Origin of the sequence: Edaphobacter sp. HDX4 (genome assembly GCF_036877565.1) — a bacterium.
In the GTDB taxonomy this organism is placed as follows: domain Bacteria; phylum Acidobacteriota; class Terriglobia; order Terriglobales; family Acidobacteriaceae; genus Edaphobacter.
Map to the genome: position 1 here is coordinate 39,820 of NZ_JAEDXW010000003.1, position 24,882 is coordinate 64,701.

General features: G+C 56.6%; 17 protein-coding genes. 4 read left to right on the forward strand and 13 right to left on the reverse strand.

What is annotated here, in order from left to right; all coding sequences use genetic code 11:
- Positions 1-69 precede the first annotated feature (69 nt).
- The gene (locus JAO29_RS04435; RefSeq protein WP_334266977.1) at positions 70-408 is read left to right on the forward strand and encodes a DUF2934 domain-containing protein; all 339 of its coding nucleotides are present in this window, start codon (positions 70-72) and stop codon (positions 406-408) included.
- A gap of 27 nt (positions 409-435) precedes the next feature.
- On the opposite strand, the gene JAO29_RS04440 is transcribed toward JAO29_RS04435, so the two are convergent.
- The 9 genes from JAO29_RS04440 to JAO29_RS04480 form a co-directional block, all read right to left on the reverse strand.
- On the reverse strand, positions 436-1,701 hold the full coding sequence (locus tag JAO29_RS04440; RefSeq protein ID WP_334266978.1) for a hypothetical protein: 1,266 nt from the start codon (positions 1,699-1,701) through the stop codon (positions 436-438).
- A 120-nt stretch (positions 1,702-1,821) separates the two neighbouring features.
- The gene (locus JAO29_RS04445) at positions 1,822-2,514 is read right to left on the reverse strand and encodes a hypothetical protein (protein WP_334266979.1); all 693 of its coding nucleotides are present in this window, start codon (positions 2,512-2,514) and stop codon (positions 1,822-1,824) included.
- Positions 2,514-4,079, reverse strand: a complete 1,566-nt coding sequence (locus JAO29_RS04450) for a hypothetical protein (RefSeq protein WP_334266980.1) — start codon at positions 4,077-4,079, stop codon at positions 2,514-2,516. The genes JAO29_RS04445 and JAO29_RS04450 overlap by 1 nt, the downstream gene beginning before the upstream one ends.
- Positions 4,076-5,857, reverse strand: coding sequence for an ATP-binding protein (locus JAO29_RS04455; protein WP_334266981.1), 1,782 nt, complete (start codon positions 5,855-5,857; stop codon positions 4,076-4,078). The genes JAO29_RS04450 and JAO29_RS04455 overlap by 4 nt, the downstream gene beginning before the upstream one ends.
- Positions 5,858-5,868: 11 nt before the next feature.
- The gene (locus JAO29_RS04460; RefSeq protein ID WP_334266982.1) at positions 5,869-6,627 is read right to left on the reverse strand and encodes a response regulator transcription factor; all 759 of its coding nucleotides are present in this window, start codon (positions 6,625-6,627) and stop codon (positions 5,869-5,871) included.
- A gap of 239 nt (positions 6,628-6,866) precedes the next feature.
- Positions 6,867-9,275 (reverse strand): phosphoketolase family protein, encoded by a 2,409-nt coding sequence (locus JAO29_RS04465; protein WP_334266983.1) that lies wholly within the window; start codon positions 9,273-9,275, stop codon positions 6,867-6,869.
- A 63-nt stretch (positions 9,276-9,338) separates the two neighbouring features.
- Positions 9,339-10,544 carry an acetate/propionate family kinase gene (locus JAO29_RS04470; protein WP_334266984.1) on the reverse strand — a complete coding sequence of 402 codons (1,206 nt, stop codon included), beginning with the start codon at positions 10,542-10,544 and terminating at the stop codon, positions 9,339-9,341.
- Positions 10,545-10,803: 259 nt separating this feature from the next.
- The gene (locus tag JAO29_RS04475; RefSeq protein WP_334266985.1) at positions 10,804-12,024 is read right to left on the reverse strand and encodes a beta-ketoacyl-[acyl-carrier-protein] synthase family protein; all 1,221 of its coding nucleotides are present in this window, start codon (positions 12,022-12,024) and stop codon (positions 10,804-10,806) included.
- Between the two features lie 24 nt (positions 12,025-12,048).
- Positions 12,049-12,318 carry an acyl carrier protein gene (locus tag JAO29_RS04480; protein WP_334266986.1) on the reverse strand — a complete coding sequence of 90 codons (270 nt, stop codon included), beginning with the start codon at positions 12,316-12,318 and terminating at the stop codon, positions 12,049-12,051.
- Positions 12,319-12,549: 231 nt separating this feature from the next.
- Between JAO29_RS04480 and JAO29_RS04485 the strand changes: the two genes are divergently transcribed.
- The gene (locus JAO29_RS04485; RefSeq protein ID WP_334266987.1) at positions 12,550-15,078 is read left to right on the forward strand and encodes an amylo-alpha-1,6-glucosidase; all 2,529 of its coding nucleotides are present in this window, start codon (positions 12,550-12,552) and stop codon (positions 15,076-15,078) included.
- An 86-nt stretch (positions 15,079-15,164) separates the two neighbouring features.
- On the opposite strand, the gene JAO29_RS04490 is transcribed toward JAO29_RS04485, so the two are convergent.
- From JAO29_RS04490 to JAO29_RS04505, 4 genes are all read right to left on the reverse strand, one after another.
- A complete protein-coding gene (locus JAO29_RS04490) occupies positions 15,165-15,533 on the reverse strand; it encodes a cell division protein ZapA (protein WP_334266988.1) in 369 nt (122 codons plus the stop codon).
- Positions 15,534-15,547: 14 nt separating this feature from the next.
- Entirely contained in the window at positions 15,548-15,805 is a 258-nt protein-coding gene (locus JAO29_RS04495; protein WP_334266989.1) for a hypothetical protein, read from the reverse strand.
- Between the two features lie 109 nt (positions 15,806-15,914).
- Positions 15,915-18,044: a phenylalanine--tRNA ligase subunit beta gene (pheT, locus tag JAO29_RS04500; RefSeq protein WP_334266990.1), complete on the reverse strand. Its 2,130-nt coding sequence runs from the start codon at positions 18,042-18,044 to the stop codon at positions 15,915-15,917.
- A 273-nt stretch (positions 18,045-18,317) separates the two neighbouring features.
- A complete protein-coding gene (locus tag JAO29_RS04505; RefSeq protein ID WP_334266991.1) occupies positions 18,318-19,535 on the reverse strand; it encodes a hypothetical protein in 1,218 nt (405 codons plus the stop codon).
- Between the two features lie 469 nt (positions 19,536-20,004).
- Between JAO29_RS04505 and JAO29_RS04510 the strand changes: the two genes are divergently transcribed.
- Complete coding sequence (locus JAO29_RS04510) at positions 20,005-21,279, forward strand: glycoside hydrolase family 71/99-like protein (RefSeq protein ID WP_334266992.1); 1,275 nt, start codon at positions 20,005-20,007, stop codon at positions 21,277-21,279.
- Between the two features lie 234 nt (positions 21,280-21,513).
- Positions 21,514-24,867: a carboxypeptidase-like regulatory domain-containing protein gene (locus JAO29_RS04515; RefSeq protein ID WP_334266993.1), complete on the forward strand. Its 3,354-nt coding sequence runs from the start codon at positions 21,514-21,516 to the stop codon at positions 24,865-24,867.
- Positions 24,868-24,882 lie beyond the last annotated feature (15 nt).

The window sequence follows — 24,882 nt, forward strand, 5'->3', positions numbered from 1 at the left end:
GCGTCTACTAGACTAGAAGCAGCCCGGCACGTTGTGGCGAAGATTTCTCAGGTAAGGAGACAGTTTGCGATGAGTGTCGAAGACGAAAAGAAGAAGCCACGGAAAGCCCCCGCAAAGAAAACGGCTTCTGCCGCCCCGGATGGTGGTCCGGTCGAAAAGAAAACGAATGCAGCAGCGCCGAAGCCGCCTGCTGCGAAAAAGAAGGCACCCGCCAAAGCAGTTGGAGATCCCGCGCCAAGTCAGCCTGTCGCAGCAGCGGCAGCGGAACCGAAGCAGCGTTCCCAGCCGACTCATGCGCAGGTTGCTGAAAGAGCCTACTTCTTATTCCTGGAACGTGGTCAGCAACATGGCTTCCACGATCAGGACTGGTTACGGGCGCAGGAAGAACTCCTGATAGAGATTTTGTAGCTTAAAAGGAGCGACGTATCCGGGAGTTCAGGCGGTCGGCGCCGCAAAAGGATGTTTTTGGGGCGCCGGCTGCGATGGAGAGTGCAGTTGCGACGAATCTTCCGTGCGCTGCGAAAATATCGTGTTCCCGAGCCAAGCAGTGCTCATGAGGAAGACAAGTCCATCGAGGAGCTCACCTGTCAGGGATAGGTATAACGGCTTCCAGAGAAGGACAAGGATCAGGAGTGTTGCCGGGAGGGACCGCAGCCCTCTTCTCTTGTCCAAATCCTCGACAAGCCATGCAAGCGCACCCATCAGGTAGATGAGGCGGTAGTCGTAGCTGGAGCCCGCAAGGAACGCAAAGGAATAGATGGAGATACAGGCAATCGCGATTGCAGCGCGCGTGCGTGTGAGATCAAGCGGAGGTAGCACGTGATCCAGCCTTGTGCCGACGTGAGCGCCCCAGAACATCCCGATACTGGCGATGACAAGTGCTGCGAGAGGAGCGGCTGCGCGGTGGTCTGCGAATAGCGGAGCGAGCGATTGCAGTGTGTGTCGGCTGACAGTCAAGAAGAAAGGGAATGTCCCAAACGATGTGTCGGGATCTCGCGGAGTATTCGCGATGACAAACGCGAGCCTGCGGCCGCTGGTAGCCAGAAGAGCCGCTGCTGCTACCCCTGCGGTGAGAAGCGCAAGTTTCCACCCTCGTTTGCGTCGCAAAAAGATAGTCACAGCGGCGATGGGATACACCTTGAGAATGGTGAGGGCCACTAGGAGAACACTGAGACTTCGGGCGCGTATCTCCGGACGCTGGCGATAGATGAGAAAAAATCCGAAGACCAGAACAAAGAAGACGATCTGATCCGTATTTCCGCGCTCGATGGAGAGCAGAACGCATCGGGATGCGATTGCAAGAAAGACGATAGCTCCGGTCAGCAATGATCGAGAGTTGAGCAGCAGGATATAAGCGGTGATTGCCGCGACGGCAAAGAGAAGGCCGATGGCATTTGAACTCTGGGATGTGATCCCCAGATGGCGAGCGAGCAACCATATAGGCGGATAGTTATAGAGCCGATGCCAGGGATCGCAACGGTTGACCCTGTACGGATCCTGCCCCTGAACCACACAGTCGATAGCGTGGGTGATTCCCCTGGTATCGGAGAAGAGGGGTGTATTGGCCGGGATGTGTAGCATATTCCACGCCGCTGGCACAGTTCCACGACTGTGGATCCCTGCAGACAGGAGTAGCGCTACAAATGCAATGGCGACGATGGCCGCCAGTTTTGGCCGGATCAGGGATGCAAGCTTCTGCATGAGGAGAATCCCTCTGGGGAGTGCCAGACAGAGAATTACTTATTGAATGGAGAGGCCCGTTAGCTCTGTCTTTTCCTGCTTCGATGCGAATCCGCCTGTCAGGTGTTGTACGTGAGCGGATTAGTAGATCGGGTGCGAGTCGACGTCGTAGGGACGCCCGAATTTGTTTCGATGTGGCACTTGCTCCGGCTGGCCGGCATCGATCTCCCCAAGATCGAGGCGACCGCTTGCAAGGTGAATACGCCGAGGCTGTTTCTCCAGAGCGTTTTGTTGGCGGCCTTCGATCCAGAGGTGCAGGTCGTAGTCTCCCTCCGGAACACCTGTGATCTGGAATCGCCCGTTCGGGTCGGCAACACTGAAAAACGGGGTGGTGAGGGTGATGACGACAGCACTCATTTCGGAATGGATGTTGCAGAAGATGTAAGAGACCCCTTCGCGAGAGAAGACGACGCTTCGGGTCGAGCCTGCCTCATAGAGTCCTAAGTCGAATCGCCTGCCATCAAAGAGGGAAAACACGTTATGAAAGAAGGGATCCGTGTTCGGGAATGCGACGCTACTACCGAGTGGAACAACCAGAAGATGTGGAATGAAGGTCTTGTTCTTTTGGGTGAGGGTGAAGTGTTCGGGAGGGAGTGCGTTGGAAGCGCTCTCGTGAACCGGCTTGAGCCATATAACTGCTGCGGGCACCGTATCTGAGTCTGTCCGCTTGGCAGCAAGATGCGCGGAGACATCGGCAGCGCGAGAGACCGTAGATGCGAAGAAAGAGAGACCGACCATGCAAACAAAGATTCGGACGTGGACGCGCTGAAGCATCAGAAGCGATATCCCGCGCCGAAACCAATGGCATCGGCCGTGCTCAAGGTTCCGGAAGCAAAGTTCGTCCATAGCTTTCGGTATTCGAGGGAGAAGAGCAGGTACGAGCTTGGACTATAGATCACGTTGCCGGAGGCGGTACGGTTGCGGCCGAGGCCGGCGTACGTCTGCGTCGGAGAGGTGGTCAGGCTCATGCGAATATCGTTTGAGAACGGATTGTCGATCCCGTAAGCTCCGTTGAATTCAAGGCGCTCGTTCGCTTTGAATTTGAGTTGCGTCCATCCACCAATGTCATCCAGCGGATACAGAACTCTTCCGTTCGGTTGATACTCAAAGACGTAATCGACGTATCCTCCCCCACCGAGGCCACCCAAGGCCTGTCCACGATATCCGGTTGCGAGGAGCTGAAAGCGCGGTCCGAGTGGCAGCCGCAGATCCATACTGCCTGCCCATGCGTTGTAACGGACGTTATTTGCCGTCATGTGTGGGCTGAAGTATCCTCCGATCCCAAGCTCGGGGCCTTCGTCTCCGCTTCCCTTTCCAATGGCTATGCGGCCGTTGATTCCGGGCCAGCGGCTCCGCTGGGCTTGCGTGACGTTGGAGGGGGTGACGGTGCTCGTAGCGAGCAGGGGAGGATTGGGGACATCGAGAACGCCCGCCGCGATTTTCAGCGTAGAGCTATGTATGGGGATCTGATGCGACAGGCCGAGCTGGGGGATCCACGTCCAAAGATTGCCACTCCAGGCAAGTGCAGGTTCACCGACGGCAACGAGAGAACTGGGCGTGTAGGGTGCGATGAGGCTGCGGTCAAGGGCAACGAAGGCGCGAGTTCGATCCCAGTTCAACCCTGCGTGGGCAGTACGCAATCGCAGAAGACCGCTTGCTGCATAGTTCGATTGTGCCTCATTCGCGAAAAAATCGGCCCGCACGTCGGCGTCGCTTGCGGCTCCCAGCAGACGCGGCCCACGTGCGTCGAGACCCAGTACGGTCTGACGAAGTGAGAGCCCGGTGCTTCCGCTCCCGGGGATGGCATAGGTTGGAGCTTCGGGTATATCGACCTGACCGGTATTTACGAAGGCGTTGAACAGGATGAGTCCTGTCACTTTCAATGGGTATCGAGATTCTGTCTCAACCTTGGTCTGCTCGTGGGTGGCAATCTGAGATTCCTGTATCGCCTGCCGCTCTCGGATTTCTTCGAGCGATGCTGATGATGCCTGGGAGGGTGCTGCGCCGGGCTGTACCTCAGAAGAAACATGGGCCGCCGGCGTTGGGGAAACGGCATGGGCTTTTTCCGCAGCCAGCTCTTGCTGAACTGCGTTCAACTGCTTCTGCAAGTTCTGCAGTTGCGTTTGATAGGAGTTCATCTGGGACTGAATCTGCTGGATGGCAGCGGTCAGCTTGCTGACCTTGTCCTGAGTGGTCTCTTGTGAAGCCGTCGGTGCTTGAGCGAAGGAGGGTACAGGGTGAACCAGGATTGACGACAGACCGAACAGGAGAAGGGGTATGGAGATCCGGGGTGGCCAGAATCTCGACCGTGAACTGTCGTATTCCAGGCGGAAGATCATGGCGTGAACGAATGACTCCGGTTGACAGTAGGGTCCTGCGATGTCTGACGGGAGACCGTGAGACAGAATACGGTTTCTCCAGGGATGCTGCTTACCAGTTGTACATCGCCGCCGTGCTCCCGCGCTACGCTCCATGCCAGAGTAAGTCCGAGGCCGGTGCCTTTCTGTTTTCCCTGACTTACAAAGGGATCGAATAGGCTTTCGCGAATTTTTTCGGCCACGCCCGGACCGCTGTCTGTGATCGTGACGCTCACATTAGACTCATCCGCGCTGACGAATGCGATGACTTCGCGTCCGTCTCTGCTCTGACGGGCGGACTGGCAGGCGTTGAGCAGGAGGTTATAGAGCGCCCGCTCGACTTGTTTGGGGTCGAGCGAAGCGGTCGTATCTGCGGAACATGCGCTTAGCCGCAAGTCGATACCTGCGGTATCGGGATGCGTACGCACGAGTGCGACGGCACGATCGAGGACGGAGCTCATGGCTATCGGAAGCCGTTGCAGACCGCTGCCGGTTCGTCCGAAGATGAGGAGGGTATCCAGCATATCCGTTGTGCCGTTTACCGCCAGGCGTATCTCCTCGAACAATTCAGCTCGCTCATCGGCTGGCAGTAGTGGAGAGGCGAGAAACTCCGCATTGGCATAGACCGCCGCAAGATAGTGGCGCAGGTCATGCGAGACGGAGCTTGCCATGCGACCGATGGTTGCGAGGCGCTCCGATTCCAGCAGAGCTCGATTGGTCTTCTGGATTTCATCTCGCATCTGTGCGAAGACGAGACTGAGATAGCGGACCTCCTGGGGGCCATCTTCCGGAAGAGAATATATGGAATTTCCTTCGCCAAAGGCTCTTACCCCGGCAGCCAGAGCCTCCAGCGGTCGGGTCAACATGCGTGCCAGCAGAATCATAAGCGCGGCTCCGGCAAACATGGCGAGGAGGCCGCTGAGGAAGACGAGCTTGTTGATCTCACGCTCAGCTCGATCGGTTGCATCAAACGACTGCATGATCACCAGCCGTAACGGGTGGCCGGCTGCGGCCGTGAGGTCGCGGCTGATTGCCAGAAAGCGTTCACGGCCAGCCTGCAGTATCACCTCATTGCTGCTCCTCAGGGAAGAGAGGGATTGCTGCAGGGCATGCTTCTGCTCCGGCGGCAGCGTAGTTACGGCGATTCCGTCCTGAGTGATAAACGCAGCCTCGGATCCGGCACCCCGGCCGATCTGCAGGAGAAATTGCTGGTCGATCGCATAACCGTTGATGACGTAACCGAGAAGCGTGCCGGTCTTCTGGTTTCCGAAATAAAGAGGTCGAACTGAGTACGCATAAAGATGACCCCCGCTAATCAGATAATGCCTTGCCGGGTTACTGATCGTCTTCTGCAGTTCACGCTTGAGCAGGTTTGAGTCGGAGTTTTCGGCGTTTGCGGCGAGAATAACGCCGTCGGGATCGGCCAGCGCAAATAAATCGTTGTCGCTGGTCCGCCAGAAATCCACCGCGCTGTCCGTGATGGTGGCGGCATCGCTGGTGGTCATGAGGGCTTTGAGGCTAGGAATACTGGCCAGCACGGCGTTCTCGCGATCCAGAGACGCGAGTCTGCGCGCCTCAAGGTCCTGAAAGGTGGAGGCGGAGTGCTGGAGTTCTGTGGCCAGCATCTCGCGCGCACGCTGCCGGAGAGTGTTGCGGATGATGAAGAGGCTGGACGTGGTTGTGGCAACAATGATGAGGACCAGAGAGGCCAGAAGAAGGACGCGGGTTCTAACGCCGGGGCCGTGACGATCGTTTAGCACGGGATGTACTCTCAGGGAACAAACTTATAACCCGCGCCATAAACGGTTTGAAGATAGCGGGGTTCGGCTGCGTCCGGTTCCAGCTTCTGCCGGAGTTTCAGAATGTGATTATCCACGGTGCGAGTCGTAGGATAGGAGCGATATCCCCAGACTTCGTTGAGAAGCTCCTCGCGGCTGAGAACCCTCTCTGGATTCTCCACGAAGTACTTCAGCAGTTTGAACTCATGCGCCGTCATAGATATTGCTTTGTCGGCACAGTGGGCGCTCATCTTTGCGAAGTCTATCTGGCAGTTCCCGAAAGAGTAGGTTACGGTGGCCGCGGGCGTATGGCGTCGCCGCAATGCTGCCTGTACGCGGGCCATCAGTTCGCGAGGACTAAAGGGCTTAGTCACGTAGTCATCCGCACCGAGCTCCAGCAGAAGAACCTTGTCTGCCACCTCGCTTACAGCGCTAACCACGATCACCGGAATTTCCGGACGTTCGCCCTTGATCATCTTGCAGATATCGCGTCCAAAGACGTTAGGGAGAAGGAGGTCAAGCACCACCGCAGCGGGCCGGGTGGAACGGAAGGTCTCCAGCGCGAGTTGCCCATCGTCGCAGAGTGTAACTCCATAGCCCTGCTCGCGGAACATCCTGTGCAGGACCTTCTGCATTCGCGGATCATCTTCGACGACGAGTATCTGCTTGCCGGCCAAAGCAGGACTAAACTCAGGAGTTCTGGCATCTATCGCGAACTTGTCATTCGGCATCATGGTCGTATTGTTGCTCACGAAAGCTGCGAATCTACGCCCGAGGATTGAGGAATGACAATCTTCTGACAATTAAGAGACAAATGTAAATGAAGTCCCTCTCCCCTCGACACATATTTTGCAGGTCCATGCGGTTGATGGCAGAGGCCGGTTATCCATTTGCCCTATGAGGAATTGCGATCGGAGCAGGCGCCTGTAGAACAAAACACGCCCACCCGAGGATGCCAGGTGGGCGGGAGGCAGGATTCTTTCTGATTCAGCTAGAAGGGCCACTTCCATGCAGTAACTTCTTCCCGATCGATGCCGTTAGCGTGCGCATAGTTGATGCTCTCGATGATCTGGTCTTTCAGCCACTCCTTCAGATGGGCGGCCGTCGACTGCAATCTTGGGACACGATCAATGACATCGATGGCGAGGTCGAAGCGATCAATCTGGTTAATGATGGCTAATTCGAGAGGCGTATTGATGTTGCCTTGCTCCTTATAGCCCCTGACATGGATGTTGTCATGATTTCTGCGTCGATACGTGAATTTATGAATCAGCGATGCATAGGCGTGGAAGTTGAAGATGACTGGACGGTCGAGAGTGAACAGAGAGTCGAATTCGCGCTCTGAAAGTCCATGAGGATGCTCGCTTTCAGGCATAAGCCGAAACAGATCGACCACGTTGACAAAACGAATTTTCAGGTCCGTGCAGTGCTCCCGCAGGATGGCTGTTGCCGCAAGCGCTTCGGCCGTTGGAATATCGCCTGCGCAGGCAATGACCACGTCAGGTTCTGAGCCTGCATCCGTGGATGCCCAGTCCCATATACCGATTCCCTTGGTGCAGTGCTTGATGGCCTCATCCATGCTGAGATACTGCAGGTGCGGTGCCTTGTCTGCAACGATGACGTTGACATAGTTTGTACTGCGCAGACAGTGGTCGGCAACAGAGAGCAGGCAATTGGCATCGGGAGGAAGATAGATGCGAGTGACATGCGGGCTCTTGTTCGCGACGACGTCGACAAACCCGGGGTCCTGGTGAGTAAACCCATTGTGATCCTGCCGCCATACCAGGGAGGTAATCAGCAGGTTGACCGATGAAATGGGAGCGCGCCAGCGGAGCTCAAGTTTGCTCTTTTCAAGCCATTTGGCGTGCTGGTTGAACATGGAATCGATGATGTGAACGAAGGCCTCGTAGCTGGACAGGAAACCGTGACGCCCGGTGAGTACGTAACCCTCAAACCAGCCTTCGAGAGTGTGTTCGGAGAGCATCTCCATCACCCGGCCATCCGGCGCAATGTCTGTGCCGTCGGCGTCGGCTGGCAGTATGTTTGCCATCCAGGTTTTGGAAGTTGCCTCGTAGATCGCCTGCAGACGATTGGAAGCTGTCTCGTCGGGGCCGAAGACGCGGAAGCTGGTCATGTTCCGGCGCATGACGTCGCGCAGAAATCCCCCAAGCGTGAAGGTTGAAGAGACTTCTACCTGTCCAGGCTGCTTCACCTCAATGGCATAGTCACGGAAGTCAGGCAGATCGAGAGGTTTCCTCAGAAGACCGCCATTAGCATGAGGGTTGCCGCTAATGCGGCGAGTTCCTTGGGGAGCAAGCTCACGAAGTTCCTCGATGAGACGACCCTCTTTGTCAAAGAGCTCGTCCGGCTTATAGCTCTTCATCCATGATTCGAGCTGTTTGAGGTGCTTGGGATTGGTCTTGGGGTCGCCGATCGGTATCTGATGCGCGCGCCAGAAGTCCTCGACTTTATGTCCGTCGACCTCCTTGGGACCTGTCCAGCCCTTTGGGCTGCGTAGAACGATCATCGGCCATCGCGGCCGCTCGGGCGATTTGGACGGTTTGCTGCGAGCCTGTGCCTGAATGTCACGAATTTCCGTGATGCACCGCTCAGTAGCTTCAGCCATCAACTGATGCATGATCGCGGGATCGTTACCCTCGACGAAGTAAGGGGTCCAGCCGTAGCCACGGAAGAGAGCTTCAAGTTCTTCGTGCGAGATACGGGCAAGGATTGTAGGATTGGCGATCTTATAACCATTGAGATGCAACACCGGGAGAACCGCTCCATCACGAACAGGATCAAGGAATTTATTCGCATGCCAGCTGGTAGCGAGAGGTCCGGTCTCAGCTTCTCCATCGCCAACCACGACGGTCACAATCAGGTCTGGATTGTCGAAGGCAGCTCCGAAGCCATGCGAAAGGCTGTAACCGAGCTCGCCGCCTTCGTGAATGGAGCCCGGTGTCTCGGGGGTGCAGTGACTTCCAATGCCTCCGGGGAAAGAAAACTGCTTGAAAAACTTCTGCATGCCAGAGATGTCAGGGCTTTTATCCGGATAGATCTCTGAATAAACACCCTCGAGATAGCAGTTGGAAAGAACCGCTGGCGCACCATGGCCGGGACCCGAGACATAGATCAGATCGAGATCGTATTTTTTAATGAGCCGATTGAGGTGAACCCATGTGAAGGTCTGCCCGGGATCTGAGCCCCAGTGACCGAGGAGGCGATTCTTGATGTGCTCCGGCTTCAAAGGTTCGCGCAGAAGAGGATTGTTCTGCAGGTACAGCATCCCTGCGCAGAGATAGTTGCAGGCACGCCAGTAGGCGTCCATCTTGCGCAACTCTTCGCTGCTTAGAGTCCCTTCGCCGGACTTCTTCGGTTTTTCGGAGCGCGTTGTCGGCATATCCTCGAATCTCCTTTGGTTTGGGGTGCGATTTCCTGGCCGGGGGAGTACAAGCTTAGCGCGTTAGCTTTTTCCCATCATGCGCTGAAGGTGTACGGCAATCATCCAGTCTTCCTGGGCGGGGATAATCAATATATCTGTCCCTGAGTCTAATGCTGAGATCTTTTGGATCGGGTTCTCGGGGCTTCTGTTTTCACCGACATTTAGTCGAGCATCGAGAACCATTCCGAGAGGTTCGAGCCCTGCGACGATACCGGCGCGGCTCTGCGGGTCGTGTTCGCCGATGCCACCGGTAAAGACGATCGTATCAAGGCCGCCCATGATCCAGCTGAAGCTTCCAAGGGCCTTGCGAATGCTGCGGGTGAATATGTCGATAGCAATCTTGGCGCGAGAATTGCCTTCTTCTGCGGCTTTTCTCGTGTTGCGCATATCGTTGGGAAGGCCTGATAGTGCTGCGATGCCGGAGTTGCGGTTGAGAAGTTGCTCAACAGCGTTGACCGCCTCGTCTCGATCACCCTTCTGTTGGCGAAGAAGATAGAGAATCAGTCCCGGATCGAGGTCGCCGGGGCGCGTCCCCATCACAACTCCCCCGGTTGGAGTGAGGCCCATCGTCGTATCGATAGAGCGGCCGTCTACCAAAGCTGTGACGCTGCATCCGCTACCGAGATGGGCGATCGCCATTCGCGGAGGAATCGGATGTTGATAACGACGCATCCGCTCGACCACAGACTCGCAGCTGAGGCCGTGAGCACCGTAGCGACGCACACCCTGCTCGTGATATTTGACAGGGATTGGATAGATGGTGGCGACGTCCGGCATCGTCTGATGGAAGATCGTGTCAAAGCAGGCGAAATGAGGAATCTGAGGGAGGCGTGCCATGGTCTCGCGGATAATCTCGACCGCTGAGGGGTCATGAAGCGGCGCAAAGAGGGCGGCGCTGTCGAGATCCCGCAGAACCGCGTCATCGATACGAAGGTGACGATCGATCTTTGGACCCGGATGCACAACACGGTATCCCACAGCATCGATCCGGGGTAGCGATGGTTGAGTTACAGCATCAATGACGTTCGCAATGGCAGCGAGAGGGGTCTCAGCGTTGATTGGAGATGGCGAGGATTTCTCCTCAGTGGGGTGGAAGCTAAAGGTCGCATTATCCGAGCCGATCCCCACAACATCTCCTTCAAAGAGGGATCGGGGCGAGCCGCTTGATGCAGCGAAGATCGAAAATTTGATGGAGGACGATCCGCTGTTGAGAACGAGCAGGTTCAAAGGTTGTTCCTCCGTTCTAAAAGGGACCCAGCCCTTAGATCCGTGAGACAGCTGAGGTCGAGCTCTGCGGTATTAGCCGATCCCCAGCGGCGCTATTCTCGCCCCTGTCGGGAAAGGAAGAAGCAGGAGTACCGTCTCCGATGATACGGGAGTACCGGCAGGCTTTACTTGAGAACGCTGTTAACGATGAACTTTACTTGGAGTGGTGGTCTGCTGGTTCAAGGCGTGCACACCGGAAGGGCCATTCTGTTTGGTATCGCTACTTCCAGGTTTTGAGCGCGATGACAGCATTCAGGCCCCCGAAGGCGAGGGAGTTTGAGAGCGCCAGCGTTGGTCCGGTCGTTCGCGGTTCATCGATGATGAGGTCAATATCGAGCGACGGATCCGGATTGTCCACTCCAGCGGTCTGAGGCAGACGTCCTTCATGCAGTGCAAGTGTGGTTGCCAAGGCCTCGAGAGCGCCGCTGGCGCCGATAGAGTGCCCGTGAAGAGCCTTGGTCGAACTGAGCGGTATATGCCCCGCGCGCTCGCCAAACACCTTATGGATCGCTTCCGCCTCGGTCGCATCATTGGCCTGGGTTCCGGTGCCATGAGCGTTGATGTAGCCGACCTCGTGGGGTGAAGCTCCCGCATCGGAAAGGGCTTTGCGCATTGCTGAGGCGGCACCTTCGGCCTGGGGCTGGGTGATGTGGTTGGCGTCGGCAGACATGCCAAAACCAACAATCTCTGCAAAGATGGTGGCGTTACGCGCCTGCGCGGATTCAAGAGACTCCAGCACCAGCATGGCGGCACCTTCGCCAAGCGTCATGCCGTCGCGGTCGGCTGCGAATGGGCGACAGCGGGTCGGTGAGACAACTCGCATCGAATCCCATGCGCGGTAGAAGCCCCAGCTGAGAGGAGCTTCGTGCCCCCCCGCGAGCGCCGCAGTCGACATCCCGGAGCGCACCATGTGAAACGCCAGACCGATCGCATGAGTTGCGGAGGCGCAGGCGGTGGAGATGTCCAGGGTGGGGCCTGTAATCTTCAGGTCGATGGAGATGTTGCTTGCCCCGGCCGAGGACATGGTACGAACGATCGTCAGTGGATGTGCCCGCGCATTGCGGGTGTAAAGATTCTTTACCTCGCTCTCTTCTGAAGAGCGGCCACCGCATGCGCAGCCCATGATGATGGCGATGTCACCGGGCTGGTGATGCTCCATCAGTCCGGCCTGCCGGGCTGCCTGGCGGGCGGCGACGATGGCGAAGTGGGTATTGCGATTGGCTGCGGCGATGACTCCGGAGTCGAGGTGAGTCGTGGGGTCGAAGTCGAAGACCTGAGCTGCCTGGGAGTAGCGGACTCCGGGATTGCCGTCAGGGGCGTCGGGCACATGAATGATGGGGGCTATTCCGCTCTTTCCCGCAAAGAGTGAGTCTCGGAACTCTGAAACAGAAGTACCGATTGGGGTAATGCAGCCTAATCCTGTAACGACAACGCGATTCACGATCGAAAGAGGGCTCCCGGAAAGTTACGAGGTTGCTGTGGTAGAACCTGAAGTCTCTTTAGCCGCAACCAGTTGTTCGACACCCCGCACGACGTCTCCAACTGATTTGAGAGAGCCCAGCGCATTGTCCGGAATGGCGATGTCAAAGGCCTCTTCAACTTCGAAAGAGATGTTGATCTTGTCGAGGGAGTCTATATTCAGCTCCTCGAACGTTGTGTCGAGAGTGATCGAGTCGGCAGGAATGTTCTTAGCCTTGGCGATGATTGCGATGCAACGTTGTGCTATTTCGTTCACGGGTGGCTCCCCCTTTCTGTACTGGAGTGCTCAAAGTTACAGGACGCCTTGGGTAGTGTAAAGGTAGTTGGCTCTAAAGGTAGTCACTTCACAACCTGCACTGCCGATTAATGTGATTTCCTGGACAGCCCTCCAGCGCTTGCGTCGAACTCGCGAGTCCGTCAGGTATGGAATTCCATAGCTCTGGGAGCGGCCGTTTCCGTAGAATCTTCAATGGAAAGAAGAGGTTTTGTGCGGCACTTTCAGTATATCGTGTGCAGTATGGTTTTTGGCCTGCTCTCCGGGCCGCTTTTCGCCGTGGATGGTCCATCGTTCAAGCCGATTTCAAGCTTTTCGCTCAGCAGCAATCCTCTTGTGATCCGGCAGCCCGCGCAGCCCAATCGACCCTTTAGCGTAACCGGGCAACGGGGTGCGATTCTCGGACAACAGGACGGCAGCTTTGAGTTATGGCTGCTGCCGGTGAAGATACTGCACAACGCCCGTCTGACGGCGACCCTGGAAGGCTACGAGACGACCATTGATCTTAATGAGCACGCATCCGAGATAGAGGTTCGGCCGGACCATACGACGATTACCTACTCGCACGCGGGCATCACGGTGAAGCAGCACATGTTCGTTCCGCGATCGGCATCGCCGGGTGTCGCGACTGCCCTCGTGGTCTTTGAAATCCATGCAATTCGCCCAGCTGTCATGACCCTGCAGTTCGAGCCCTCTGTGGAGAGACAGTGGCCGGCGCCTAACTTTGGCCGGCCCTCCGCCTCTTGGATGCGGGCCGATAGTGGAGGAATCTATACGCTTGCGACCGATAATCCCAACTTCTTCGGAATGGTCGCGATGCCGGGCAGCGATCCCGGTCCTCTGCGTCCCTATCAGGAGCGCCCGAAGACGCTGCCGCTGGAGTTCCACATCCACTATGATCCGGCGAAAGACGATGGGAGATTCTTTCCACTGCTTGCCGCAGTGACCGGAGTGAGCGGCCGCCCGGAACTCACGCAGGCGCAGCTTCGCGAGCGATTATTGGATGCTGCCTCTAAAGTCCCCGCACTCTACCGATCTACTGCTGATTTCTTCGATCACTTCTTCGAAAGCCGTTTGACCGCACACACGCCCGACCACCAGCTCGATGAAGCAATGGAATGGGCGGAGATCGCGATCGAACAAGCTAAGGTCGCGTATTCTGCGGGGTTTGGTCTGGCCGGCGGCTGGTACACGTCTGGCGACTCTGCGCGCCCAGGGTTTGGATGGTTCTTCGGGCGCGATACCCTTTGGACGCTATATGCGGTGAATAGCTATGGTGATTTCCAGCTTAGCCGTGAGGCAATGAGCTTTCTGTTGGCGCATCAGCGCGCCGATGGAAAGATGATGCATGAATACTCCCAGACCGCCGACCTGGTGGACTGGGAGCACCTTCCTTATCTTTACGCTGCAGCGGACTCCACGCCACTGTTTGTCATGCAGATGGCCGATTACGTCAAGGAAAGCGGCGACTTGTCCTATCTGCGAGAGCATTGGAATAATGTAAAGAACGCATACGCGTTTACTCGAGCCCATACGACCCATGGGGTGTATGACAACTCACAGGGTACCGGCTGGGTGGAAGAGTGGTTGCCAAAGCTGCCGCACCAAGAGATTTACCTGGCTGCGCTCGACCAGCAATCCTCAGAGTCGATGGCCATGCTCGCGAGATTGATGAATGACCCGTCTCTGGCGACGGAGGCTGCGCAGAAGGCGAAGACCATCGGTGAATATCTGGCGTCCTATCGAAAGAACGACGGGTTTTACAGCTTCAGCCGCAATAGCGACGATACCTTCGACGGTCGGCATACTATCTTTCCAGCCGTCGCCTGGTGGAGTGGAAATCTCAAGCTTCCATTGGCGGGTCAGATGCTCGATAGCTGGGCAGGACCAGGATTCGCGACGGATTGGGGGCTGCGGTCGATGGAGCAGGGGGAGCAAACCTACGACCCGATCAGCTATCACCATGGCTCGGTGTGGCCGCTCTACACCGGCTGGGCGGTTCTCGCGGAGTATCGGGCGGGGCGGTCTCAGGCGGCCTTTGCCGGCCTCAAGCAAAATGCAACGCTGACCTGGCTCCAGGACCCGGGCGCGGTCACGGAAGTCTTATCTGGTGAGTTCTATCAGCCACTGGGCAGAAGCAGCTCCCACCAGCTATGGTCCTCGGCCATGGTCCTCACACCAGCAGTACGCGGACTCTTTGGGGTCGAGGCCGATCGTTCCACAGGCAGGCTGCGGGTCGATCCACAGCTGCCACCGCAGTGGACGGAAGCAACTCTGAACAATGTTCCCTTTGGCGATGCTCGCCTGACAGTGACGATGCACAGAGTCGGGTCGAAGCTTGAGGTCGAGGCTTCTTCTGAGAAGCCGGTCAAGTTGTGTCTCGAGAGATCCGAGGACTTTTTCAACGAAGCGCCGTGCAGGGCAGTTGAGGCGAGAAGTCATAGCTTGGAGATTCCACTACCTCCTGTGGAGTTAGGTTTAGAGACGGAGGAAACTACTGTGGGCGACAGTACACAGCAGCCGAAGGTTCTGCGGCAGGAGTATGGTGATCGATACCTGCGATTGAGACTGCAAATTCCAGGAGGACACAGCGCCAAGTTGTTCCTGAGGCTGAATGGAGGTAACGTGAGCAACGTGAGCGACGTGAAGGTTACGGGAGGAGAGCGCGATCAGAGCTGGATCCGCGTTGCTGGAGGCGAATCTGCTGGCTACTCCGAACGCACCGTCCAGATTACCTGGTAAGCAGGCAATCTCATCGAATAGGCTTTCGGAATCGAGATAATCGCCTCATCGCCCCCGATCGGCCTCACTCCCCAGACAAACAGGTTTTAGCCGACTCTACGGTCTTCGAGGATCTCGTCGAGCATTCCGGCAAGAGACCCGGCACGGGAGCGCATGGTGACCTGCGAGAGCGAAAGGCTTCCTGCAAGGGCATCATAGCGCTGACGGAGAGTTTCAAGTTCGTCGCAGATATTCAGGGCAGCGAGAACGGCAACCCGAAGAGAGTCGACCGTATTACCCATGGAGGATACGGCGCGCATTTTGGAGTCTACGACCCGGGCGAGCTGCTCGATATAGGCGGGGTCGGTTCCGCGAAGGCGGTAGATCTGGTCGTAGATCTCTACGGCAACGGACTTGCTCTCCTCCTGGAGGGAGGACGAGGAGGCGGTAGCGGTCTGGGTAGAGTTTGGATCCATCAGTTCTCCTCGATTTAGATGAGTTCATCCATCTGCTGCAACATCTTCTCGACACGCTGACGAACGTTGTCACGATCCTTGTTCAGGGTGTTGACCGCAGTCTGGGCCTCCTGAGCGACGAGGGTCTGGAACTCAAGCTGCTCGCGCAGGCTGGTGATCTCGGCATCGGCTCTGGCACGAGCCTCGCGCTCCTGCTTGATGATCTCGACGGCGCGAAGCACCTTCTGTTCGAGGGCCTGGAACTCGTCTACGCTGACGGTGGCTGTGCTCATGGACATCTACTCCTGCTTCGAAGATTCTGTGAAAAGTATAGAACCCTCCCAAGTGGATTTTCACAAGGGGGAATCGAGTTGGGTGCCACCCATTACCAGAAGCACAGGATCAGGAGCGGAGAGTTCCCCCAAGAGCCGTGATGGCATCGATGATCCGCTTCGACCAGGTCGACATCTCTTCGTCTCGGAGGGTCCGGTCATGAGACTGAAACTGGGTACGAAGCAGGAGCGAGTAGACGCCCGGATATCTCTTAGGATCGCGCCAGATTTCGGCCGGTCTACGGCTTTGCAGTTCGCCGATGGCCAGTGCGTCGACCGCGGCCGCGATGGTGTGCCACTGGAGGTGGTCGGGTAGGACAAAGGAGAAGTCGCGCTCGACGGCCTGATACCGAGAGAGTTCGCGAGAGGTGACGCGGCGAAGCGGCAGCTCGTAAAGGCGGGTGAGGTCAAGCTGAGCCAGATAAACGGGCTGGCGAAGCTTGCGCATCTCTCGCTCGGAGGCGACGAGCTCGCCAAAGCTCGCGAGAGGCTGGTTGTCAAGCAGAGCGAGGGCCGAGCGGCCCGGCTCGAGCCAGGCTGGCGCACCAGACGTGGCAAACGTGAGAGCGGCCTGTCCTCCAGGAATTGCAAAGAGCGAGGTCAGGGACTCTATGACTCCCTTGAGCTCAAAGATGGGCGCGTCTGCCGGAGGGTATAGGCGGCTTTCCGGAGGTGTGGCTGTTGTGATCCCGATGGAGAGTTGCGGCAGTTCGTGAACGTCGGTGATAAAGCCGCTGTCGGGAGTGGAGCTTCCTGTAAAGATCTCCCCCTGCTCGAAGAGGCGGACCTCGCGAACGTCCCGGTTGAGACTGTTGGCCAGCATGGTCAACATCCCGGGTACGAGGGACGGGCGCAGCAGCGAGGCCTCCTCGGAGAGAGGATTTTCCATCTGGACTGGTCGTTTGCCTGCGGCGGAAGAGGTGGGGGAGCTATAAAAGATGTCCGCGTCATGCTGGCCGGCGAAGGTGGTGGAGACCGCTTCGCTGAATCCGAGATCGAGGAGACGCTGGCGTACGGCACGCTCTGCTGCTGCAAATGGGGAGCCGGTGACCGGTAATGCGGTCGGCAGGGTATTGGCGAATCGGTTGTAGCCATAGACGCGGGCGACCTCCTCAATGAGATCGATCTCACGATCCAGATCGAGACGCCAGGAGGGCAGTTTGACGGCATAGATATCGATGCCGTGGAGAAGCAGATCGCATCCCAGGGAGGTGAGATAACGCAAGATGAGGTCACCGGTCAGGCCGTGGGGGTCGAGAGTGGTTCCGAGGTGGCGCTGCACCTGGGCTACGGAGAGCTCAATTGCGGGACGGCTGGCGGTGCGCTTTGCTACTTCCGGGTCGACGAGGTCGATCATCTCGCCTTCGATAGAACCTCCGCTCTCAAGAATGAGCTGACAGACAAGGCCATTGGCGATTGGAGCAGCATTAAAATCGGCACCGCGTTCGAAACGGTGACTTGCGTCAGTATGCAGAAGGTGACGGCGCGAGCTGCGGCGAATACTGGCGGGATCGAACCATGCAGCCTCGACAAGAATGTTCTTCGTCTCAGAGGTGATCATGGAGTCCCAGCCTCCCATCACTCCGGCCAGGGAGAGGACCTTTTCTTCGTCGGCGATCACCAGGTCGTCGGCCTCGAGAGTGCGTTCGCTTCCGTCCAGGAGGCGCAGCTTTTCGCCTCTGCGTGCGAGGCGGACAATGATGCTGCCCTCGATCTTGTCGAGGTCGAAGGCGTGGGTGGGATGGCCCATGCCGAGCAGGACGAAGTTGGAGGCGTCGACTGCGTTCGAGATCTGCTTCTGGCCGAGCAGAGCGAAGAACTCCGCAACCTGACCGGAACTGGCGCCAATGGTCACGTCGTGCAGGACCTGAGCTGTAAACCGGCCACAGAGGCCCTTAGCATCGTCCGCGATGCGTATGCAAAAGGGATTGTCGACTAGTGTGCCGATAGGGAGCTTTGGGCGGAGCGGATCGACGGACAGATCGTAAATGGTAGCGGCTTCACGTGCGATGCCGTAGTGATTCATAGCATCGACGCGATTGGTAGTGATGTCCATCTCAAAGATGTGACCGTTGCCGTCGCCCAGTGGATGGATGCCTTCGACGGCGATACCACGCAGGGTGAGGTCGTCCGCCAGTTGCCGGTCGGTGACGGTTAGTGCAGGAAGGTAATGGCGTAGCCAGCGGGTAAGAACTTTCATGATAGACAGCATCCAGTCTAAATGCTGGACCGGATGCTGGCCCTATTCCGGCGGTCACCAACGGTCGCCTCAACCTACAGAAATGTTCATATCGGCGAGTTCGAGCATCTTTCTTGCGCTCTTCGCCCCTCTTTCCGACCCGAATAGGGTTCGGAAGTGTGCGGGAAGCAACGCCTTCACAAGAGAACGGCAGCAAACAGCAGATCTGGTTAAAGGAGGGCGCGGGCTTTCGAAGCGCATTATTTGGGGGAAGTAATCCGATGCGGCCCTCTCTTAATTTTGAGCTGTGCGATATGCAAGAATGGCAAGTCGCGATGCGCTTCCGTCCATGTTGCTTGACTGCAATAGAACCTCGAAATACGGGATCGAGCCATCCTGATTTCGGATTTTCGCCAGAAAGGGCAGGAGGTGAGCATCGTCGAAGACGAAGTCTGCGGCAGCCTCCGTTCCGGCCATCGACGTGCCTTCGAGGAGTAGAACCTTGCCAGAGCCTCTCAAGTTGGGACGCAATGCGACAACGCCGTATATGGTTTGCGAGGCATCCAGCTTGTTGAAATCATACTGATGACGCTCTCCGGGCCGAGGAGAGCGGTTGATGATGGAAGATATTTGTTGCGATGAATTGTCCTGAAAGGTGAAGTTCATATTCGTGTCGAATATCTCCACCCAAGGATTGCTGTATGTCGATCCGATCAGAATCATTGAACCTTCTTTGAGATCGTTGGGACGGAGATCGCGGGCGTAGCGAAACTGAAGGCGATCGGAATTGCTTCCAGCAAGTTGATAGAACCTGGTAAGGATTCCTACATCCGCAATCGCTGTGTATCTTCGTGTACCGAGGTCGCGAATCAGATCTGGTGTTGTGCCCTGTGGCGGGGCGATGTGCATGCGGTAGGTATCGTTCAGGTAGTCGGACAGGCTGACCCTTTGCCTGGTTACATCCTCCAGCGTGGCGAGGCTGGTGTCAGAACATACGACCGTCGTATTTTGGCCGGAGCCGAAGAACAGCCTCCAGAAGGGATGGGCCTCAGATCTCGAAAGGGAATTGGTGTGGGCCCGGTGGGCAAGCGGCAATAGATAGGCGATGACTCCGCAAGCTAACAGAAGAGCGGCAGCCAGAATCCATGTAGACACAGGTATGGCTGCCCGGTCCGGCGAACTCTTCTGATCGGATAAAGCGGCTTCGGAAGGCAGCCATACACTCTCCGGAGTGGCGCTCTCAGAAGGCTCCAAGGTTGGTACCTGCGTCTGAAACCGCGGAATATAACCGCCCTTGGGGATGATCAGACGGATCGGTTCCTGCGCTCCGTCCTCGCTGAAGTACTGCTCCAACCTCTGGCGCAATCGACTTGCATGTGAGCGTACAAGTCCGTCTGATGCTGGGTCATAATTGGGCCGGTTGAAGAGATCGGCTCCGATGCTGATTTCGTTGATCTCGTCGTCACGGCCGGTCAGTGCCCGCTCGCAGATATAGAGAAGAAAGCTGGACAAGCGATCGGATTTAACAAAAGACGGCGACGCAACGATCCGTTCCACAAGCCTCCACCTTGCATCCTCGGCGAGGATCTTTTCTTGAGGTTGAGGAGTTTCAGTGACCATGGGTTTGATAAGTCGTGTCACTGATGAAGGTAAATGGATGACGTTAATAACCTATTAACGATTTGACCCGCGATGTTCGCAAAGCTATTAAATGAAGGCCGTTTAACAATCCTTAGTTACAGGACAGTAAATCGCTGTTATGGCGAAGGTTATGACCGTTTAACGTCGACGTTGCCGCGAATTGACTGCGATTCGGAATTCCAACTTGCTATGGTACGGCCATCGAGTACCTTCCACTCTCGATTTGCGGATTGAACGTATGCACTCCCATCCTTTTTATCGAAGAACGGAAACTCGGCGTGCGTCCTGCAAGGGACATCTGGTCGCTTCCATAGCATGTGTGTTCGCGAGAGATGCCGCATTGTTCCTTGCACTAGTGTTGCTCAGCTTTCAAGTGGTCAAAGCAGAGAAGAGACGGAATGTTGGACAGGGTTTCGCAGGGACACTTCAAGGAAAGCTGATCGTCGGCTATCAGGGCTGGTTCGTCTGCCCGGATGCTAGTCAGGGGTCCAGTGGTTGGGTTCATTGGATGAAAGATGGCAAGGCAACGGTGGATATGTTGCCGGACACAGCAGGACTGAGTGCGTCAGAACTCTGCCCAACTCCTTGGACGACTCCCAAGGGCGCGGCCGTCAACGTTTATTCTGCGCAAACCCCCGAGACCGTTGAGCGGCATTTTGCGTGGATGCAGGAGTATGGCATCGATGGGGTGGCGCTGCAGCGGTTTGCCACTGAGCTCGGAGATCGTGTTCGTGGACCCCAGATCGACCGGGTCCTCTCCAATGTTGAATCATCTGCCGAGCGCCATAATCGCACCTTCTTTGTGGAATACGATCTAACCGGCACGCATGACCGAGGTGGTATAGAGCGTGTCATCTCAGATTGGACGCGGCTGGAAGATCATGGAGTCGTAAAGAGCGCTTCGTACCAGCAGCATCGTGGCCACCCTGTCGTTGGTCTCTTCGGCCTAGGCTTTGGTGGCGACCGCTACATCACTCCGGATCTGGCGCAGGATCTCATTGCTGCCCTAAGGCGCGCAAGTGCAAGCCATGGTGGGATTACTATCTTCGCCGGCGTTCCTGCCGATTGGCACGCATCTCTTATCAAAGGGAAAACGGAGGCTACTTGGAGCAAGACCTACCGCTCCGTGGACGTAATCAGCCCATGGACCGTCGGCCATTACAACTCGGCAGAGGCGGCAGACCGTTTTCGGCACGACCATATCGAACCTGATCTTGCCGAGACCAGACGAATGGGCATTGACTACATGCCGGTGATCTTTCCCGGCTTCAGCTGGCACAATCTTTGGGCTGCGCGGGGCGACAGCAGTCGCCCAATAAACCAGATTCCGCGAGACTGCGGGAGGTTCTACTGGCGGCAGTTTTTCAATGCGGTCGATGCCGGAAGCACGATGATCTTCAGCGCGATGTTCGACGAGGTCGACGAAGGAACGGCGATCTTCAAGACTGTGCCGATCGCGGATCAATTGCCTTCGTCTCCAGCATTCCTGCCCCTGAATGCGGACGGATGCCGCCTGCCGTCCGACTGGTATCTGCGGGTCGCTGGAAGAGCGGGAGCTGTGCTCCACGGATCAATGCCAAACAGTGTTGAGCTCCCCATGAAGATTCCGCGATGAAGGGAAGCAAAGAACCGAGCTTTGTCAGCCAGCTCAATTCGAATGAGCCTTGGCGCGAGAGATCAAGCAGCGACAACTAACAAGAACCTGATAGTGCATCGATATGCACTCGGAGAAGACATGCAATCCCATATGCAAGCATCCCGTCGGAAATGGCTCCAGCATATCGCTTGGCAAAGTGTCGATGTACTTCGCAACAGATCGAGCCGGCCGGGCAGAAGCTTTCGCTGCCTTATGGGGGCTCCACTCATCATGTTGTTCCTTACGATATCGGCCCATAGCGTATTGGCGCAGAGTGTTGCCGCGCGCCTGATGGGTACCGTCACTGATTCATCCGGCGCCGTCGTTGTTGATGCTGCTGTCACCGCGGTCAACCTGGGAACAAACGCTCGCCGAAGCGTGCATACAAACGGTAGTGGACAGTATTCCCTTTCTCCTCTGGAGCCGGGACGATACGATATCACGGTGACAAAAGGTGGCTTCGGCAGTGTTTCGCTGCGGGACCTCTCCTTCGATGTAAATGACAGTGCATTGCGAGATTTCCGGCTTCCGGTCGGCAGTTCTGCCGAGGTGGTGACGGTCTCCGCATCATCTGCTCCAATGCTGAGCCAGGACATCTCAATCGAAAACGTGGTTACGCAGCAACAGCTCAATGCGCTTCCATTGAACGGCCGCGACTTCAACCAGCTTGTTCTTCTGTCTGCGGGTGCTACTGACAACACGGTTGCGACATCGGTCAACCTCGATTTTGGTTCTTATGCACTGAATGGCAATCGAGCCTTTTCGAACGAATACATTATTGATGGCGTGCCAAACAACAATCCATTCCAGGGAAAGTCTGCCCTGCCGTTGTCGGTGGACGCCATTGGGGAATTTAAGGTCATCTCTGGGGTGCCTACAGCCGAATATGGTCATGCTGCGACTGCCATCTCCTCGATCACGAAGAGTGGAACAAATGATGTCCATGGTGCGCTGTATGAGTACTACCGTGGGAACCAGCTGCTGGCGAATAACCCGTTTGATACCGTCTCCGGGAACGAAACCTTCCTGCGTAACCAGTTCGGTGGCGCGATTGGAGGCCCCGTTCTTCTGCCTCATTATGATGGGCGTAACAAAACATTCTTTTTCTTCAACTACGAAGGCAGCCGTCAGACTGATACGGCTACACGCGTTGATACTGTTCCGACGGAAGCCTTCTGGAACGGTGATTTCTCGTCCCTGTTGAGCAGAAAAATCCAGCTTCGTGACCCATTCACTACAGGCACGCCTGTTATTCCGGGAAATCGGCTCGACCAATATAAGGGCGGATCTTTGATCACCAAAACCGCGGAGTCTCTGCGTGCCTTTTTTCCCAGCCCAAATCTTCCAGGTCTCGCCAACAATCTGGTGCAGTTTCCTACAGAAACGGCCAACATGAACCAGTTCACGGCACGCATTGACCAGATGCTGCCGCACAATCAGGTCCTGATGGGCCGCTTTAGCTACGTGAATACCGGCGGTTTTTCGCCCAACCTGCTGGGCACCCCGGGCGTAGGCATGAGTGAGCCAGTGGACAGCCGCAACGGGCAGATTACGTGGACTGCTCCAGTTCGGAGCAATATAGTGAATGAGCTTCGACTCGGCGCGATGAACTACTCCGATATTGTGACGTATTCGCCGGGCGCTCTGCCGACAGTCGACTCTCTTGGCATGCAGGGCTTCGAGCAGGGGAACCTCTCCGTACCGCCACTACCCCGAATCACTTTCTCAGGTAGCGATGCCTTCACCACGATCAAGTATGGTCCAACCAATGGTTATGGTGAAGCTGCTCTGTCGATGACGGCGAATGTTTTTACCATCGCGGATTCGCTGTTAGTGACGAGGGGCAAACACACCTTCAAAGCCGGCTTTGAGGGTCGACGGGACTACTTCAACGTATTGCAGCAGACCAATGCGCGGGGTGCGCTTACCTTCAGCGGATCTGCCAGTTCGGCAAACTCATCCGGCTATTCGCTGGCTGACTTTCTGATGGGCGTGCCCTCCTCTTCGCAGCAGGTCCCGATCAAGCCGAAGGCGTTGCTGACAGAGAACGAGTACGCCGCTTATGGGCAGGACACCTGGCATCTGACCCCTCGCGTCATTGTGGACGCAGGTGTCCGCTATGAATATTCACCCAGTCCGAGTGAGGTAAAGAACAGGTTGGCAATGTTCGATCCTGACCTGCCGGGCGGAGGCTTCGTTGTGGCATGTAACAACGGACAGCTACCCACCAGCAACTTCCTGCCCTCTGTCGTCTCCAAACTAACTGATGCAAGCGGAAACTTTATCTTCCCCCTGGTCTGCGGAAGCTCGGTGGGATTCAATGCGAACAATCTTGTAACGACCGGTAGTCGAAACTGGGCTCCCCGCATTGGCTTCGCATGGGATCCGAGCGGCAAAGGTCTTTATTCAATACACGGTGGTTATGGGATCGTCTATACACGCTATCCGGTGCAGTACTTCCTTCAGACAATGCTCGTGAATCCGCCTTTCGCCGGGCTCTTCCCCTACTCGCAGAAAATCACCTCCGGGAAACCCGCACTGACGCTGGATGCTCCTTATGGTGGCAGCGGAAAGGCGAGTGTAAGCCCGGTTGGAATCGACAAAAACTTTCAGTTGCCCAGCAACCAGCAGTGGAACCTGACGGTGCAGAGAGCACTAGGGGCGGGTAACGTTGTCACCCTGGCGTATGTAGGAAACAAGGGCACACATCTGTTCCGCTCCTATAACCTCAATCAAGCCGAGATAGATCCTGCAACCGGCGCGGTGACGCAACCGTACTCGACGAACTTCGGAACGACATCGATCCCGGTCCGCCACAGTGACGGAAACTCTATCTATAACGCCATGATCTTGGAATTCCGGAGACGGTCCACGCGAGGCCTGAGCCTGCAGGCCAATTGGACGCTGGCTAAAGCGATTGATGACGTGGGAACGAATGTTCAGACAGCAGCGCTGGATATTTTGAGTCCGGGACGCGATCGTGCGAACAGTGACTACGCCCGTCGCCATGGAATCAATGTGAACGCCGTCTACATGGTTCCTGTGGGCAGAGGGCGTACATTCGGCGGCTCCATGCCTTCGTGGGCGGAAGCCGTAGCTGGAGGCTGGAATGTCAGTGGAATCTGGCACTGGACTACCGGCCGGTATCTCACCCCGACCATGACCTCGCAGGGAGGACTCTCGTCAAATCGGCCGGACGTCGTGCCTGGCGTGAATCCAAATTTGGCTTTTAGCGACAGAAGCCGGAACCACTGGTTCAATCCCAATGCCTTCACGCAACCGCCGCTGCTTGATCCTTCGAATGGGCTTCCGCGCTTTGGCAATGCGGGACGCAACACGATCATCGGGCCTGGCACCAACGTCGCCGACATGAGTCTGCGCAAAACGTTTCTCTTGAAGAGCGAGACACGTCGGCTCTCAACGGAGATGTCTCTGTTCAACGCCTTCAATCATCCGAATTGGGGAGATCCGGACACGAATATCTCTAATGCCAATACGGTCGGCATCGTGAGCACGATCAGCAAACCCATGCGCATCGCTCAGTTCGCGGTCAGGTTGGATTTCTAAAACAGAAGGATGTCT